At 57.9% G+C, this 15,438-nt stretch carries 14 protein-coding genes; 2 read left to right on the top strand and 12 right to left on the bottom strand.

From position 1 onward, the window contains the following. Nucleotides 1-87: 87 nt before the first annotated feature. From HY011_11060 to HY011_11005, 12 genes are all read right to left on the bottom strand, one after another. Nucleotides 88-1,518: a PAS domain-containing sensor histidine kinase gene (locus HY011_11060; GenBank protein ID MBI3423466.1), complete on the bottom strand. Its 1,431-nt coding sequence runs from the start codon at nt 1,516-1,518 to the stop codon at nt 88-90. Nucleotides 1,519-1,586: 68 nt separating this feature from the next. Then, nucleotides 1,587-2,951 carry a sigma-54-dependent Fis family transcriptional regulator gene (locus HY011_11055; protein ID MBI3423465.1) on the bottom strand — a complete coding sequence of 455 codons (1,365 nt, stop codon included), beginning with the start codon at nt 2,949-2,951 and terminating at the stop codon, nt 1,587-1,589. An 11-nt stretch (nt 2,952-2,962) separates the two neighbouring features. Further along, nucleotides 2,963-3,628 carry an ABC transporter ATP-binding protein gene (locus HY011_11050; GenBank protein ID MBI3423464.1) on the bottom strand — a complete coding sequence of 222 codons (666 nt, stop codon included), beginning with the start codon at nt 3,626-3,628 and terminating at the stop codon, nt 2,963-2,965. Between the two features lie 175 nt (nt 3,629-3,803). Beyond that, nucleotides 3,804-4,571 (bottom strand): hypothetical protein, encoded by a 768-nt coding sequence (locus HY011_11045; protein ID MBI3423463.1) that lies wholly within the window; start codon nt 4,569-4,571, stop codon nt 3,804-3,806. Between the two features lie 150 nt (nt 4,572-4,721). Next, nucleotides 4,722-6,197, bottom strand: coding sequence for a wax ester/triacylglycerol synthase family O-acyltransferase (locus HY011_11040; GenBank protein ID MBI3423462.1), 1,476 nt, complete (start codon nt 6,195-6,197; stop codon nt 4,722-4,724). A gap of 21 nt (nt 6,198-6,218) precedes the next feature. Beyond that, entirely contained in the window at nt 6,219-6,716 is a 498-nt protein-coding gene (locus HY011_11035) for a tyrosine protein phosphatase (GenBank protein MBI3423461.1), read from the bottom strand. 2 nt (nt 6,717-6,718) lie between these two features. After that, the gene (locus HY011_11030; GenBank protein MBI3423460.1) at nt 6,719-6,964 is read right to left on the bottom strand and encodes a hypothetical protein; all 246 of its coding nucleotides are present in this window, start codon (nt 6,962-6,964) and stop codon (nt 6,719-6,721) included. 24 nt (nt 6,965-6,988) lie between these two features. Then, a complete protein-coding gene (locus HY011_11025; protein ID MBI3423459.1) occupies nt 6,989-7,261 on the bottom strand; it encodes a DUF3303 family protein in 273 nt (90 codons plus the stop codon). Nucleotides 7,262-7,273: 12 nt separating this feature from the next. After that, nucleotides 7,274-10,474, bottom strand: a complete 3,201-nt coding sequence (locus HY011_11020) for a cytochrome P450 (GenBank protein MBI3423458.1) — start codon at nt 10,472-10,474, stop codon at nt 7,274-7,276. A 96-nt stretch (nt 10,475-10,570) separates the two neighbouring features. Then, nucleotides 10,571-11,137, bottom strand: a complete 567-nt coding sequence (locus HY011_11015; protein ID MBI3423457.1) for a GNAT family N-acetyltransferase — start codon at nt 11,135-11,137, stop codon at nt 10,571-10,573. Between the two features lie 192 nt (nt 11,138-11,329). Further along, nucleotides 11,330-11,929: a hypothetical protein gene (locus tag HY011_11010; protein MBI3423456.1), complete on the bottom strand. Its 600-nt coding sequence runs from the start codon at nt 11,927-11,929 to the stop codon at nt 11,330-11,332. 67 nt (nt 11,930-11,996) lie between these two features. Further along, nucleotides 11,997-12,854: an SDR family oxidoreductase gene (locus tag HY011_11005; protein ID MBI3423455.1), complete on the bottom strand. Its 858-nt coding sequence runs from the start codon at nt 12,852-12,854 to the stop codon at nt 11,997-11,999. 380 nt (nt 12,855-13,234) lie between these two features. Between HY011_11005 and phaR the strand changes: the two genes are divergently transcribed. Further along, a complete protein-coding gene (gene phaR, locus HY011_11000; GenBank protein ID MBI3423454.1) occupies nt 13,235-13,708 on the top strand; it encodes a polyhydroxyalkanoate synthesis repressor PhaR in 474 nt (157 codons plus the stop codon). Nucleotides 13,709-13,943: 235 nt separating this feature from the next. Continuing rightward, nucleotides 13,944-15,425 (top strand): sulfatase, encoded by a 1,482-nt coding sequence (locus tag HY011_10995; GenBank protein ID MBI3423453.1) that lies wholly within the window; start codon nt 13,944-13,946, stop codon nt 15,423-15,425. Nucleotides 15,426-15,438 lie beyond the last annotated feature (13 nt).

The raw sequence follows: 15,438 nt of genomic DNA, 5'->3' as shown, positions 1-15,438 counted from the left end.
ATGGCGTAAACTTGACGCGCCGCTTGCTGACGCGCGCGGTACCGTCTCGCTGCGCGGCTTTTCCCATACACTGATGTGAAAACCGATCTAGAATGGCAACCGCAACCGCGCCTCACAGCCCTGCCCCTTTGCCCGATTTTCCAGCGTCAACGTTCCACCATGATTTTCGGCAATCTGGCGGCTGAGCGCGAGGCCGATGCCGGAACCTTGCGGCTTGGTGGTAAAGAAGGGCACGAACAAGTTCGCCGTATTCGACAAGCCTGGCCCTTCATCTTCGACAATCAATTCCAGCGCGTTGCCGCTGCGATTCCAGCGCACCAGCACACCGCCGCCTGTCTCGCGCGCCGCGTCCACCGCGTTGCGCAATAGGTTGATCAGCAGTTGTTCCAGTTGATCGCGGTCGGCCTGGATGGTGATTTCGGGGCCGGGCAGCACGGCGACGGGCAAGCGCGTTTCGAGCGCGGCGACCTGGTGAACCCAGGGGCTGATTTCAAGTGGCTTCAGATGGGGCGGCGGCAGTTTGGCCAGTTGTGCATAGGCGCTCATAAAGCGCGTCAACGCTTCGGCGCGCGAGGTGATGATCGAAAGCCCGCGTTGCAGGTCTTCTTCCATGTCTTCGGGCCAGACGTCGCGGCGCGGGTTGCGGGCCAGCAGGCTTTCCAGGCTGCCCGCGATGGATTTGATCGGCGCGAGCGAATTGTTCAATTCGTGGCCGAGCACGCGCACCAGCCGTTGCCAGGCGGATTGCTCTTCTTGCCGCAGGGCGCGGCTGATGTCAGCGATGACTAGCAACTGATGCGGCTTGCCGTCCTCGCGAAAGGTGCTGCGGCGCATGCCCCAACGACTGGAAGCCGCGCCGGGAAAGCTGCGTTGCAACGTGCGCGCGAGTTCGCCGTCCAGACAATCGTCCAAGCCCAACTCGTCGGCCTTGCGTTCAAGCAATTGTTCAGCGGGCCGGCCCAACAGGCGTTCGCCCGCGCGATTGACCAGCCGCAAGCGATGCTCGCTGTCAAAGGCGAAGACGGCGACTTCGATCTCGCCCATCACGGTGCGCAACAACGCGCTGGCTTCCATCGCCCCGCGCCGCTGCGTTTGCAAGGTCGTGCTCAGCGCGTTGACCTCGCGCACCACATCGCCCAGCGCATCGTCAAATTGCGCCGCGCGTCCGCGAATCGAATAGTCGCCCTCACGCAAAGCGGCCAGCAGATTCGAGAGCGTCTGCAACGGCATCACCACCCGTTCGCGCAACGCAAAGGCGCAGCCCAGCCAGAAACTCAGGATGAAGACGGTCAGCGTCCATTGCACCTTCGGCGTGAAATCGCCCGCCCAGAGCATATAAAGCGCGACGCCTGCGCCCGGCAATCCGGTCAGAAAGGACAGCCAGAGCACACGGCGTTCAAAATTGAAATAGAGATGGCGTGGAATCACGCGCGGACGCGGCACGGGCGGTGCGCTGAGTTGCAGAAAGGTGAACTGATTGGATTGCTTGCCGGGTTGCGGCGGGTTGGTGATCGCCATAGCGCGTTACCGAAAGCAGGTACAGTGCGAATGTAAGTCCGCCATCCGCAATCTGCAATCCGCCTTCGTTACAAGCCGTATTTTTCCAAGCGGCGATATAACGCGCTGCGGCTCAGCCCTAACGCTTCAGCAGCCTTGCTGACATTGCCGTCAAAACGTTCGAGCGTCTTTTTGATGAGGAAGCGTTCGACTTCATCCAGGCTCATCTCTTCCAACCGTGAACTGCCTTCCTGTCCGGCGCTGTAAAGACCGAGGTCGCCCGCTTTGACCAGCGTCCCCTGCGCCATCAGCACGGCGCGTTCGATGGCGTGGTCGAGTTCGCGCACGTTGCCCGGCCAGGGATGCGATTCGAGGGCCTTTAATGCGGCAGTGTCGAAATTGGTCACCAGCTTGCGATAGCGCGCCGAATGGATGCGCAGGAAATGATTGGCGAGCAGCGCGAGGTCTTCGCGCCGGTCGCGCAAGGGCGGCAGGCGCAATTCGACGGTGTTCAAGCGAAAGAGCAAATCCTGGCGGAAGCGCCCGGCACTGACTTCGGCGTGCAAATCGGCGTTGGTGGCCGAGATGATACGCACGTTGACCTTGCGCGTTTTGGAAGAACCTACACGCTCGAACTCGCCCGCCTCGATTACGCGCAGCAGCTTGGCCTGCTGGGGCATCGTGATGTTGGCGATTTCATCCAGAAAGAGCGTGCCGCCATCGGCCAATTCAAAGCGGCCCACACGGTCGGCTTTGGCGTCGGTGAACGCGCCCTTGATGTGGCCGAACAATTCGCTTTCAAACACGCCATCCGACAGACCGCCGATGTTGACGGTCACGAGCGGTTTGTTGGAACGCGCCGAAATGTTGTGCAGCACGCGCGCGACGACGCCTTTGCCGGTGCCGTTTTCGCCGGTGATGAGCACGTTGGCATCCGATGGGCCGACGCGCGCGATGACTTGCAGAATGGGTTGCATGCTCGGCGCTTCGGCGATCATATCGGCGCGCGCCTCGCCGCGCAGCAACTGGTTTTCGGCTTCGAGCTTTTGGCCCTGGCGCAAGGCCTTGCCGAGTTCGACCTGCGTCCAGAGAATCGAAAGCAGCCGCGCGTTCTCCCAAGGTTTCTGGACGAAATCGCGCGCGCCGCGCCGCATCGCTTCGACCGCCAAATCCACGCTGCCCCACGCGGTCATCACAATCACGGGCAAGGCGGCGTCGAGCGTTTGTATGCGGGTAAGCAAGTCTAGGCCTTCCTGCCCCGACGTGGTGTCGCGCGTGTAATTCAAATCCATCAGCAACACATCGAACTCACGCGCTTCAAGCGCGGTCAAAATCTGCTGCGGCGGCGACGTGGCGGTTTCGATCAGAAAGCCCTCGCTTTTGAGCAACAGGCGCAGGGCTTCCAGCACGTCAATCTGATCGTCGGCGATTAAGATGCGAGGAGATACTTTCATAAGCCCGTTCCCTATTGGTTCACCATCCAGCCGTCCTGCAAATTGATCACGCGATTGCCATAGGTCGCATTCACTTCCGAGTGTGTCACCTGCACGATGGTCGTGCCTTCGTTGTTGAGGCGTTTGAACAACTCCATAATTTCTTTGCCCTGGCTCGTGTGCAGATTGCCGGTCGGTTCGTCGGCCAGGATAACTTTGGGGCTGGCGATGACGGCGCGCGCGACACCGACCAATTGCTGTTGGCCGCCCGAAAGCTGGGTCGGATACAAATCCTTTTTGCCGACGATCTGGAATTTGTCGAGCACGTCGCCCACGATGCTCTCGCGTTCGCTCTTTTTGACATCGCGGTAAGACAGCGGAATTTCCAGGTTTTCGTAAACAGTCAGGTGATCAAGCAGGTGGTAACTTTGAAAGACGAAGCCAATGAGTTTGTTGCGAATCTCGGCGCGCTGTTTCGGACTGAGCTTATGAATCGGCTGCTCGCCAAACCAGAATTCGCCCTGCCAGGCATTGTCGTGCATACCCAGAATGTGCAGCAACGTAGACTTGCCCGCGCCGCTCGGCCCCATGATCGAAACGAACTCGCCCTCTTTGATTTCGAGCGAGACGCGGCGCAGGACGAAATACTTCTGCACTCCCTGCGGATAAAACTTTTCGATATTTTCCAGACGGATCATTCTTCCTCCGTGAATGTAGGACAGGATTTCAGCCAGCTTCGTCAAGCTGCGTGCCAGATGGAATTTCAGCTCAAATGGCGAATTGGCGGGAGTTGTACAGGAAGGAAGTCAAGCAAGCAAGGCGGTGGCTGTCCGCATGTGGGACGGCGTTATCCCACATGCGGGATCAAACGGCTTATTTTGTCGCCAAGCGCTGGGCAATCAGCTTGTAAACATCGGGATTAAACGCCAATCCCACATGCGTCCCTTTCACTTCAAAATTGGTCGCCGCATCGTCGTTGACGCACACCTGCCAATCCACCACGCCGTCAGTCTTGGTGTAAATCGCCGTCCGGCGCAACGCAGGCGGCCCTTCGGATTCCGGCACCATCATCGCCATCACCGCCGCGCAGGTACAGTAGCCCGTGTAACAATCGGGCCATTCTTCGCGCCGTTTGCGCAACAGCAGATTGCGCACGTCGTCGGCGCGCCCCAACACCAGCGGATGCGAACGCACACCGCGAATCGGCGAACCCAGTGTAGTGATGGATGTGACTTCTTCCGCTTTGCGAATCGCAATCGAGCGCGCCAACACACCGCCCAGGCTGTGCCCGATCAAATGCACCTTGCGCCCCGTCTCCGCATAGGCTTTATCAATCGTCTGGCTTAAACGCTCAGTCAGCACATTCAGACATTCCGCGTTCCAGCCAATGCCCGACATAAACGGCGTGTAACCGATGCGCCGCAGCCACAGATTCATTTCCCAAAGGTAATGATCGGTGCCCAGAAAGCCAGGCACGAGCACGACACCAGATTTATCACCGCGCGGCACACCAAAGCCGAAATAAACCGGCGACGTATGTAAGGCTAACCAATCCAGCCCCGCGAAAGCTTCGCGCCACAAGGGCACATTGACGCCTTTGCGATCCTGATGAAATGCATGAGTTTCTGATGAGGCATACATTGATGGTTGCTCCTTGGTTCAAAGTACAGCAGGCTGCCAGCCTGCTGCCACCTTCGCAATTGATCCAAGCGGATTTGGTTAAGGCCGTGCGTGCGTTCCCCGCTCATTTGTCCGTGGCCAGTCCGCAGCAGGCTGGCAGCCTGCTGTACATTACTTCTTTCCCCGCCCCTTGCCCGCACTGGCGGCGGCCTTCATCACTTGCGGGTTGATCGGCTCGACACCCGCCACGCGCCGCAATTCATAGAACGATTCGTACAGGAATTCGCGCAACTGTTCGACATCGGGCATGGCTTGCGTATCCGCTGTCAGCCCAAAGAACAGCGACTGGTCATAACTCATAATTGCGCAGCCGCACCCCAGCGCCCAACCCACCGGCACGTAAGGGTAATAGGCGATCATCTTTTTGCCCATCGCGTACATCGGCACCTGCGGCCCCGGCACGTTGGTCGAGATGATGTTGAAGGGCGGCAGCGGCACATTGGGCGGCGCGAGCGCGCCCATCAACGCCTGCAACGGCGGCGGCAAGACGCCCATTAAGGCCGAAAACAGATTCAGCCCTTCCGCCATCCGACCTGCTTTCATCGCGCCGGTTTTCTGATTAATGTATTGGAACCGGGCGCGCGCATCGTGCAAATCCAGCGGGATTTCTACTGGCAAAATCGAGACCAGGTTGCCCAGCGCGCCGCGTTGATCGGCCTGCCGCAAACTGACTGGCACCATCACGCGCACGTTACGTCCGGCGACTTGCTGCCCGTGGCTTGCGGCGTAGCGCGCGACTGCGCCGGACAACGCGGTCAGCACAACATCATTGACCGTACCGCCCAACGCCCCACGAATGGCGCGCGCTTCGGCAAACGAGAACGTATTCCAGACCAGCTTGCGTTCGCCCGAACCTGGCCCGTTGAACGGCAATGGCGACACCGGCGCGGCCAAACGCGGCCATTCGCTGCTGACCTTGCGCATCGAATCGCGCGTCGCTTCGCTGGTCAGCGCCTGGGTCAGATTGAGCAAGCCGTTCTGAAACTCCATCCAACGATTCATGCCTTCCTGCATCCCGCCCAACAGCGAATCGAATAGCCGCCGCGTCGGGTCAGGTTGCGGCGCGCGCGGTGGCGCAGCCGGTTTCGGCGGCGGCGGCGCGGGGTTCGGCGAAAAGTCGAGGATGATTTTGAGCAGGTCTACGCCGGACATGCCGTCCACCATGCAATGATGCACGCGCGCGACCATCGCGGTTTTGCCGCCTTCCAAACCATACACCCAATAGATGTCCCACAGCGGTTTGCGCCGATCCATCAGCGGCGTGAAGAGCCGCCCGGCCAACTCGATCAACTGCGCCTCGGTGCCCGGCGCATCTACCTGGACTTTGAAGATGTGATTGCGCAGGTTGAAATTTGGATCGTGCTCCCACGTCGGATGGCCCAGGTTGAACGGATCATTGACGACGATCTGCTGATAGCGCGGCACCAGATGCATCTTCGCATCCATCATTGCTACAAAATCGTCAAAGGGAATCTCGCCGTCGAAAACACTAACGCTGCCAATGTGCATCGTCGCTTCCTTCTTTTCAAAGTAAAGGAAGCTGGCGTCCATTGAGGTGAGGCGGTTGTTTAGATTCGGAGTGGTCATAATGATTCTCGATAAAAACAGTTATGCGGCGGCTTGCAGCGTAAGAGCCAACAACCATTCCAATTGTTGAGGCGTCTCTGGCACTTCACAACCGCGCGCATTGCCAATCCGCTGCAAAGCGTCGTGCGGTTCTACGCCCAAGCCAATCAAGATGCTGGCAGCCAGCAACGAAGCGCGTCCGACGCTCTGACGGCAATGAATGCCAATGTTCTTGCCCTGCTTCAATAGCTTGCCAAGCTTTTCGGCAAGTGCCAGCGCAGCTTTTTGCGAAGCTGGGATGCTGCGGTCAACGACAGGAAAAGAGATAAAGACTAGGCCTGCCGCACGGCAAAGTTCGCCTTCATGGCTCAAGCCCAGCTCTGCCGCCTCGTCTTCTTCAAGTAACGAGACAATCACATCCAATCCAGCATCAGCCCACGCCGCGATTTCGTCTTCGAGCCAATCGCCGCCGCGTGGACGCGCAACGATGGCGATGCGCCCAGGCCAGTTTTCTTTGACCCAATAAATCGCGTTTCTCATTTCTAGCTCCGCTCCGGCAGAATAATCTCACGTGGTAAAACATCAACTTCAACGCCACGTTCCCGCAAGACGAGAATCCGATGATGCCCGTCAAGCATCGTCCCATCTGGCCGCGTTTTCAATGCGCCCGGTTGTCCTGGTTTGAGCGACGCCAACAACTCTGTCGTTGTGAGCATACGAAACGGTGCCAGTTTGCTCTCAATCAACGAATGATCTGCATGCAATTGCTTTAAGGGTGGTTGCTTCATGGCTTTTCAACGACTAACAGAACATCACGCTTGCGCCTCAATCACCGCCGCAGCTTCGGCTGAATCGCGCACCGCCACAATCTCAAATTCCACCAAGTCCTGCCAAGCCTGTGTCCATTCGGCAAATAACGCCGGTTCGTCTGTGCGCATCAGTTGAAAGCAAGTCGCGTATTCCAGATCAACCCAACTTGCGACGTACTCTAACCCGGCGGGCAGCATCCGGCCACGTTCGCATGCGCGTTGATAAATCGCCGCCGCCGCGCCCGGCTTGAATTTCTCGACGACCATGTAAAGCATTTGCAACCGTCCTCAATTCGCCGCCCACACATCCACCAGATAGCGGTTCCCGGCGCTCAGCGTATCCAACCACTGCTCTGCGTCAGTCTTCCCCGTCTTTTCAGCATAAATCGCGGCGAAGGTGCGCCGCACATCCGGCGCCATGCGGCTGGCGTCGCCGCAAACATAAACTACTGCGCCCGCTTCGAGCAGCGCCCAAACCTCTGCACGCCGCGCGTAAAGTTGATCCTGCACATAACATTTCGGCTTGCCCGCTTCGCGCGAAAAGGCCGTGATGAGTTGCACGACGCCTTGCGCTTCAAACGCGTGCAATTCGTCCTCGTAAAGAAAATCCTGCTGCGGATGGCGGCAACCGAAAAACAGCAGCGCGGGGCCGACCGTTTGCCCGGCGGCCTTTAACGCCGCGCGCTCTTGCAGGAAGCCGCGAAACGGCGCGAGGCCCGTGCCTGGCCCGATCATCACAATCGGCGTTGCCGGGTCAGCGGGCAGGCGAAAGGCCGACTTGGTATCTTTGACGAACGCATACAGCACGCCGCCTTCAGTCTGCGCTCGCAGATAGTTTGTGCAGACGCCCGCAAACGTGCCACGGCCTGAACGCGCCGGGCCTTCGACAACGGCGACCGTGATGCTGCACGCATTGGCGTCAACGAGCGGTGACGAAGAGATTGAGTAATAACGCGGGCGCAACGGCGAGAGCATTTCCAGATACGCCTCAAACGGCAACGCGCAGGCCGGGAACTCTTCCAGCAAATCAATCAGCGACTTGCGCTTCGCCAAGACCTCTTCTTTGTACCGCTCTTCCTCTTCGATCAGGCCGAGCAGTTGAATGCGTTCGGGCGGGCATTCAGTGAAAGCGAGCAGCGTTTGCAACTGCGTGCGTGTCGCCACGTCCTGCAATTCGACGTAATCGGCCAGCAGGCATTGAATCGAAATTGATTGGTCAACCGGCAGAAACGTTTTGCGGCTGGTGTTGCGCCGCAAGCGGATGAACGTGTCGGCAGCAAAGCCGAAACGTGCGGCCACACGTGCGACCAGCGCGTCACTATTGTGCGGAATCACGCCCAGATGGTCGCCCGCGCGATAAGTTACGCTTGCTGGCAATTCCAATTCGAGATGGCGCGTCGAACGTTCAGACGGCTGCGGCGCTGCGGCGCGCTGCAATTCGCGGTTCACGCGCACGGTCATCGGCTGCGCGCTAAATGAATCCACAAACGGACTCAACGCCTGCCCAGCAACAAGCTCCAAGCGAAATTGCGGCTTCGCTTCAGCCTCATTGCGAATGCCCAGCGCATCGGCGACGGCGGCGCGCAATGGCTGATACCACTTTTGGAATTGCCCGTCGAAATCATCGCGCGCATCGCCTTCGCCCAGCGGAAACAAACGCCGCGCGCCGTGCGCCGCGAGTTGTTCATCCACAAAACGCGGCACCGCCTGGAACGTCGCAGCCCAATCGCGATTGCCGCAACCAAACACAGCGTAGGTCACGCCGCTCAACGCATCGCTCGCCAATTCGGCGTTGCGCAACCATTCGACAAACTTGACCGCATTGTCCGGTGGCAAGCCGTTATAAGAAGACGTGACGATGGCGAGCAAGCCTTCTTTCGGCAACCGCCCAGCGTAATCATCGAGCGGCGCAACCTTGACGACAAAGCCATTCTCTTCGGCATCACCCGCGATGCGCCGCGCGATCTCTTCTGCCGTGCCCATGTTCGAACCATACAGCACCAGCAGCGGTGTCTTGTGGCTGGTTGTCAGTTGTCGGCTGTCGGCTGCCGGTTGCGCGCTCGCCTGGCTACTGACCACTGACCACTGGCCACCGGCCACTGGCACACGCGGGCGCAGTTTGATTTTGAAGCCATCCGGCTTGAGCGTCAGCGATTCTCTGATCTTGAGTTGATAGCGCGTGTGGTCAACGAGATCGAAACGATGCAAGAGCATGCCTAGCACCAACGTCGCTTCTTGCAAAGCGAATTGCCGCCCGATGCAGGCGCGCTTGCCGTTGCCGAAAGGCTTCCAGGCGTTGGCCGGGCGCTTGGCTTCATTCTCCGGGCTGAAGTTGTCGGGGTTGAAACGTTCGGCATCTTCACCCCAAACGCTTTTATCGCGGTGCAGCGCGGGCAATAGCACGGTGATCGTGTGTTGATGTTTGATTTTGTATTTGCCGCCGATGACGGTGTCTTCGTAAGGGTACAGCCCAAACACCGGCGCAGTCGGCCAGAGGCGCAGCGTCTCTTTCAGTATCTGTGTGATGTAACCGAGTTGATTGACCTGTTGATAGGTCGGCTTGAGCGCCGGCTCAGGGCCGAGCACGCGATCCACTTCGGCGCAGGCTTTGGCGAGCACGTCGGGATTGTTGAGCAGCGCGTACAACGCAAACGACAACAGCCCGCTGGTCGTCTCGTGTCCGGCAATCAAAAAGGTGATGACCTGATAACGGATGTTCACGTCGTCGAGCCGTTCGCCGGTTTTCTTGTCTACGCCCGAAAGCATGCAACCGAGCATGTCGGCTTTGGCGCTGAAATCTTCGCCGCCGGCCCGGCGGTCTTTGATGATGCGATCCACCGTGTCGTTCATCGTGCGGATGTCTTCTTGCAAGCGGCGGTCGCGGCTCTGGCGGATCAACCCTTCCATCGGGGCGTCGCGCAGTTCATCCATCGTGACGCCCAGCGCGTCGGCCATCGCGCCGACGAAGGGATGTTCTTTGTCGTGATAGAACGAATTGAAGCGGTAGTCGAAGCCGCTCAGGCCGATGGTGTCCACGGTCAGGCTGGTCATGTCGTGCGCGACATCAATTTCGTCTTCGTCATTGAGGCGCGCCCACTTCAGCATCAACTGCTCGGCGATGTCGAGCATCATCGGGTGATAGCTCAGCATCGCCTTCTGGTTGAAGTTGGGCAGCAGAATGTTGTGCGCCTTATTCCAGTTCGGCTCTTCGGTCTTCGACGTAAATAAACCATCGCCGCCAAAGCGCCGCACCAACCGCAAGCCGCCGCGAATGCTTTTGTCGAAGCGTTTCTCATCGCAGACTTCGTTGACCAGTTCGTAACCGGACAAGACGATGACGACGCGCCCACGCATTTCCATGCGATAGATCGGCCCCAATTCGCGCGCCAACTGCCACATGTCCTGCACGGGCGTCTCGGCGCTCAGGGTCAACAGATGGCCGAGCAAAAATGTTTCGGGGGGTTCGGGAATGCGTGCGAATTCAGTCATACGATTGGCTCTACCCACGAAGCCACACGAAGCGGCACGAAGTCATCATTCACCTTCGTGCCGCTTCGTGTGGCTTCGTGGGAAAAAGACATGCGGTTATTCGTTCAGACCCGTCACATCGTGCGTCATTACGATCAGATCGTGCGTGTGCCCGGCGCGATCCATTACGAAATCGGTCAGCAGGGCTTCGGCCTGAAAGCCGAGCTTTTCAAAAACCTGCCGCGCGCCTTGTTGCTCGACGGCCATGCGCGCGATCAGTTTTTGCAAGCCTTTCTCCTGTGCGACCTGAAAGACTTCGCTCGCCAGCACGCGGCCCAAGCCCTTGCCGCGCATTTCGCGTCCGACCAGCAAGCGAATCTCGCCGAGGTGCCGCGTCCAATGTGGCAGGCTGCATTGCAAACTGCCGTAGCCGACAAAGCGGCCTTCGACCTCGGCCAGCACCGTCACGGCCTGGCCTTTTTCGACAGCGCGCATGTAATGCTCCATTTCCGCCGGATCGGTGATGTCCACAGTCAGGAACATCAAATCGTCTTCGGGCAGGTTGCGCGAAAATTGCAGCGAGCGTTCGAGATCGGCGCGCTCCATCAGCCGCAAGGTCACGGGCGTCCCGTTCAGGTTGAGCGTGCGCGGAAAGGCACGCTTGGAAGCCGCTCCATTTGCCATCAGTGTCTCCTGTAAACGTGAAAGGATTAGGGCCAGAGGATAAAACAGACGGACGGATTGTGCTATCCCTGGGTACGCACGCTTCCCAGCGTGCAAACGTGGCATCAGGCGGAAGAATGCCGAAAGGATTCCTTTCAGCATCAAGCAGCCTTACGCCACGCCGCACGCTGGGAAGCGTGCGTACCCAGGTGCTTATTTGCTCGAACGCATAAACGGCAGTTGCGTCGCCAATTCCAGCCAGCGTTTTTGCACTTCGACGTAATTGGTCACGGCCTGTTGCGCGAAATCAGCCAACGCGGCGGCGGGTGAATTGTCGTCGAGATTGAGGCCGTCTTTCATCGCGCGAATGGCCTGCGCATTGGATTGCGCGGCGAAATCCAGCCATTGCGTTTGCGCTTGAATGACGGTGTTGAGGCCCGTGCTCATCGTTTCAGTAGCCGTTTCGAGCGCCGCTGCCGGATCAAAGCTGATGCCGTCGCGCAAGGCTTCGAACATCTGGCGGCTTTGTTGCGAAGCGATTTCCGACCAGCGTTTTTGCGCTTCGACAAAGCCCTCGACGCCCTGGCGCGCCCAATCGCCCAGCGCGGGCGTGGGGGCGGTGCGATAAAAATTCATGCCTTCTTCAATGGCTTTGACGACCAGCGCGTTTTGTTGCTGGGTCAACTCAATCCATTTCTTTTGTGCGTCCACCATGTGCTCGACGACTTGCGAAGCCCACTCGGTGGCTTGCGGAATGTCGTGCGTGTTGTTGGTCGCTTCAGTGTGCTTGGTTGCTTTTGCTTTGCTTGCCATAACTACTCTCCCTTTCTTGTGGTCAGTGCCTCACTGGCCGGATTCGTTGTTTGCCAAATTCGTTGTTTTAATGCTTGGTGTAAAGATTGCCGCTCGTTGGTTTGGTCGTCTTGCCTTGAGCACGGCGTGCGCCTTCGACAAACGGCACCGCCCAGCCCAACGCCAAATCCAGCAGGCCCGGCGCGAATTTATTCATTAGATCAATACCGATGGCATCTGCCGCCATGACGATTTCGGGCTGCGGGAAGCGCGCATCGCGTACAATGATCTTCGCCAATTCGCGTGCGGGAAATTTCGGAATGAAGGCGGGCAGTTCCAAACCCGCCTGATTCGCCGCCTGCTCAAAAATCTCAGTCTCGACCGCGCCCGGAAAGATCGTACTCACATCAATGCCATCGCTCAGCACTTCCGCGCGCAAGGCTTCCGAAAAACCCGCGAGCGCGAATTTGCTGGCGCAATAGGCCGTCTCAAACGGCATCCCGCGTTTGCCGAAAGCCGATGAAACATTGATGATGACGCCGCTTTGCTGCCGCTTCATCGGCGGTACGGCGGCTCGGCAGGCATAGACCGCGCCCCAGAAATTGATTTCCATCACGCGGCGAAAGTCCGCCATTGCTTGTTCATCGAATTTCGCGGCGAGCGCCACGCCCGCGTTATTGACCAACGTGTCAACGCGCCCAAACCGTTCCAGCGTTTGCGCGATCAAGGCTGCGACTTGCGTTTCTTCGGCCACGTCGGTGGGCACGGCCAACACAGTCCCGCCTTTGGTTTCAATCTCGGCGACCAATGCTCGCAAGCGTTCAACGCGCCGTCCGGCAATCACGACGTTGGCGCCCGCGCGGGCGAATTCCAACGCGGTTGCGCGCCCGATGCCGCTGGTTGCGCCGGTAATAATGACGGTGGTGCCTTTGACTTTGCGAATCATTGCTGTGCTCTCCTGCCCTGCGTTTGGTTTGGAACGGTGCGGAGCATAGGCCACACAGCTTCATCCGTCAAGCATATTTTTCGCATCTGCGAACAGAAACTCTTAAACCCTGCTATTTACTCATTTAGTCTTTCGCTTAACGCTGCCGATCAAGATCGGTCAGTCAAGATAGAAGTGCCCATTTGCGCGGCGGCCAGCCAATCACGCGCCAGAATACCGGCCAATGGCCTGCTGTAACTCAATCTGCCTGGACATTCCAAGTCACAACGCGCGCCGCTTCGCGTTTCGCACTTGCACACTATGACTAAAGCCCTGTTTCTTTTATAGATAGCAAAGGCAATAGACAGTTTCCGCCCGCCTGTGCTAAGTTGCGCTCCGTTATGGCAAAAACCAAATCCCGCGCCGCTGGTGACGACCGCGTCATCATCAAACGCTACGGCAACCGGCGACTTTACAACACCGAGACGAAAACTTACGTCACCTATCAAGACCTGCTGCAAATCATCCGCGCGGGCAATGAGATTCAGGTGCTCGACTCGACCAGCAAAGCCGACGTGACCAAAGCCGTGCTGATCCAGGCCATTCTCGAAGAAGAAAAGAACGACAAGAATCTGCTGCCACTGCCCTTCCTCTTTCAACTGATCCGCTCGCAGGAAGGCGCGGCGCAGGACTTCTTCCGCAATTATCTGACCAGCAGTTTTGAGGCGTATCTCAAGACCAAAGAGGAATTCGACAAACGCTTTCGCGGTTTGCTGGAGATGACCGCGACCGCGCCGCAGATGTGGGAGAAGCTCATCCCCGGCGCAGACGCGATGAAAGACCTTTGGGGCTTGAACAAGAAAGACGAGAAGTAGGTTGCGGATTAGCGGTATTTGCATTGACCAAAGCGCGCTCATTCTGCCTTCTCAATTCAACATTCTGCATTCTTAGCCAGAAGTACGAGTGGCCGTTGCTGCGTCCTGCCAGGAATGTAGAATGTTGAATTGAGAAGGCAGAATGGGCACGAAGAGGAAGTTCGGTTCGTCATGACAAAAAGAAACAGGCATTGAGCCGATCATTTCTGTCTATCACACCATTTAGGAGTCACCTATGAAAACCTTTACTCGTTCCCTACTGCTCGGACTGTCCTTGCTGCTGCTGGGTCTGCCGCTAAGCCAAGCTCAATCGCAACGCACGGCCACGCAGCAGCCCAACATCATCTTCATCATGACCGATGACCACGCCGCGCATGCGATCAGCGCCTATGGCAGCAAGCTGATTCAGACACCCAACATTGACCGGCTGGCGAAAGAGGGGATGAAGTTCGAGAACTGCTTCGTCACCAATTCGATTTGTACGCCCAGCCGCGCCGCCATCCTGACGGGCAAATACGCGCACATCAACGGCGTGCCTGTCTTCAATCACATAGACAACACGCAGCCGTTGCTGTCGAAGTACATGCAACAAGCCGGGTATTACACCGGGATGATCGGCAAGTGGCATTTGGGCGGCAACGATCCGCAACGGCCTGACGAGGGCAAACCGGCGGGCTTTGATTACTGGAACATACTGCCCGGTCAGGGCGCGTATTTCGATCCGATGATGATTGAGATGGGACAGCGCAAAAAATATCCCGGCTACGCCACCGACATCATCACCGACCTGTCGCTGGAATTTATGCAGAAGCGCCCGCAGGACAAGCCCTTCTTTCTGATGTACCACCACAAAGCGCCGCATCGGAACTGGCAGCCGGACGAGAAGCATCGCAAGCAGTTCGAGAATGTCGAAGTGCCTATCCCGGCGACCTTTGACGACGATTACAAGGGCAAGTCGGACGCGGCGCGGCAATCCACGATGCACATTGACGTTGATTTGAATGAAAGCGATTTGAAGATGAAACCGCCCGAAGGCTTGAGCGGCGCGGCCTTGAAGCGGTGGAAGTATCAACGCTACATGCGCGATTACCTGGCGTGCGTAGCCTCGGTGGATGACAACATCGGGCGCGTGCTGGATTGGCTGGATAAGAGCGGCTTAGCCAAGAACACTATCGTGATTTACACCTCGGATCAGGGCTTTTTCCTCGGCGAGCACAACTTTTTTGACAAGCGATTTATGTACGAAGAGTCGTTGCGCATGCCCTTCCTCATTCGTTGGCCGAACAAGATCAAAGCGGGCAGCGTCAGCAAGGGGATGATTCTCAACGTGGATTTTGCGCCGATGATGCTGGACGCGGCGGGTGAAAAAGTGCCCGCCGATATGCAGGGCCGCAGCTTCCTGCCCTTGCTGACGGGCCGCATGCCACGGGACTGGCGGACTTCGATGTATTACCGCTACTACCATCCGCTGCATCACAACGTCGCGGCGCATTACGGCGTGCGCACGCAGCGCTACAAGCTGATTTTCTTCAACAAGCTGAATCAGTGGGAACTGTATGACCTGCAAAAAGACCCAGGCGAGATGCACAACCTCTACAGCGATCCAGCCTACACGAAGATCGTCGAAGAGTTGAAACGCGAGTTGCAGCGGTTGAAGAAGGAACTGAAGGACGAAGATCAGTTTCAGGATAAGTTGCCGGCAGACGATGTCGGGTGAAGAAAAAGGAGAT

This window comes from Acidobacteriota bacterium (assembly GCA_016196035.1).
Classification (GTDB): Bacteria; Acidobacteriota; Blastocatellia; order RBC074; family RBC074; genus JACPYM01.
This window is presented reverse-complemented; position numbering and strand designations above follow the sequence as displayed.

What these genes read in the sequence shown, in the direction of transcription:
- HY011_11060 (MBI3423466.1), bottom strand. Translation starts at nt 1,518, where the DNA reads ATGGCGATCACCAACCCGCCGCAACCCGGCAAGCAATCCAATCAGTTC.
- HY011_11055 (MBI3423465.1), bottom strand. Translation starts at nt 2,951, where the DNA reads ATGAAAGTATCTCCTCGCATCTTAATCGCCGACGATCAGATTGACGTG.
- HY011_11050 (MBI3423464.1), bottom strand. Translation starts at nt 3,628, where the DNA reads ATGATCCGTCTGGAAAATATCGAAAAGTTTTATCCGCAGGGAGTGCAG.
- HY011_11045 (MBI3423463.1), bottom strand. Translation starts at nt 4,571, where the DNA reads ATGTATGCCTCATCAGAAACTCATGCATTTCATCAGGATCGCAAAGGC.
- HY011_11040 (MBI3423462.1), bottom strand. Translation starts at nt 6,197, where the DNA reads ATGACCACTCCGAATCTAAACAACCGCCTCACCTCAATGGACGCCAGC.
- HY011_11035 (MBI3423461.1), bottom strand. Translation starts at nt 6,716, where the DNA reads ATGAGAAACGCGATTTATTGGGTCAAAGAAAACTGGCCTGGGCGCATC.
- HY011_11030 (MBI3423460.1), bottom strand. Translation starts at nt 6,964, where the DNA reads ATGAAGCAACCACCCTTAAAGCAATTGCATGCAGATCATTCGTTGATT.
- HY011_11025 (MBI3423459.1), bottom strand. Translation starts at nt 7,261, where the DNA reads ATGCTTTACATGGTCGTCGAGAAATTCAAGCCGGGCGCGGCGGCGGCG.
- HY011_11020 (MBI3423458.1), bottom strand. Translation starts at nt 10,474, where the DNA reads ATGACTGAATTCGCACGCATTCCCGAACCCCCCGAAACATTTTTGCTC.
- HY011_11015 (MBI3423457.1), bottom strand. Translation starts at nt 11,137, where the DNA reads ATGGCAAATGGAGCGGCTTCCAAGCGTGCCTTTCCGCGCACGCTCAAC.
- HY011_11010 (MBI3423456.1), bottom strand. Translation starts at nt 11,929, where the DNA reads ATGGCAAGCAAAGCAAAAGCAACCAAGCACACTGAAGCGACCAACAAC.
- HY011_11005 (MBI3423455.1), bottom strand. Translation starts at nt 12,854, where the DNA reads ATGATTCGCAAAGTCAAAGGCACCACCGTCATTATTACCGGCGCAACC.
- phaR (MBI3423454.1), top strand. Translation starts at nt 13,235, where the DNA reads ATGGCAAAAACCAAATCCCGCGCCGCTGGTGACGACCGCGTCATCATC.
- HY011_10995 (MBI3423453.1), top strand. Translation starts at nt 13,944, where the DNA reads ATGAAAACCTTTACTCGTTCCCTACTGCTCGGACTGTCCTTGCTGCTG.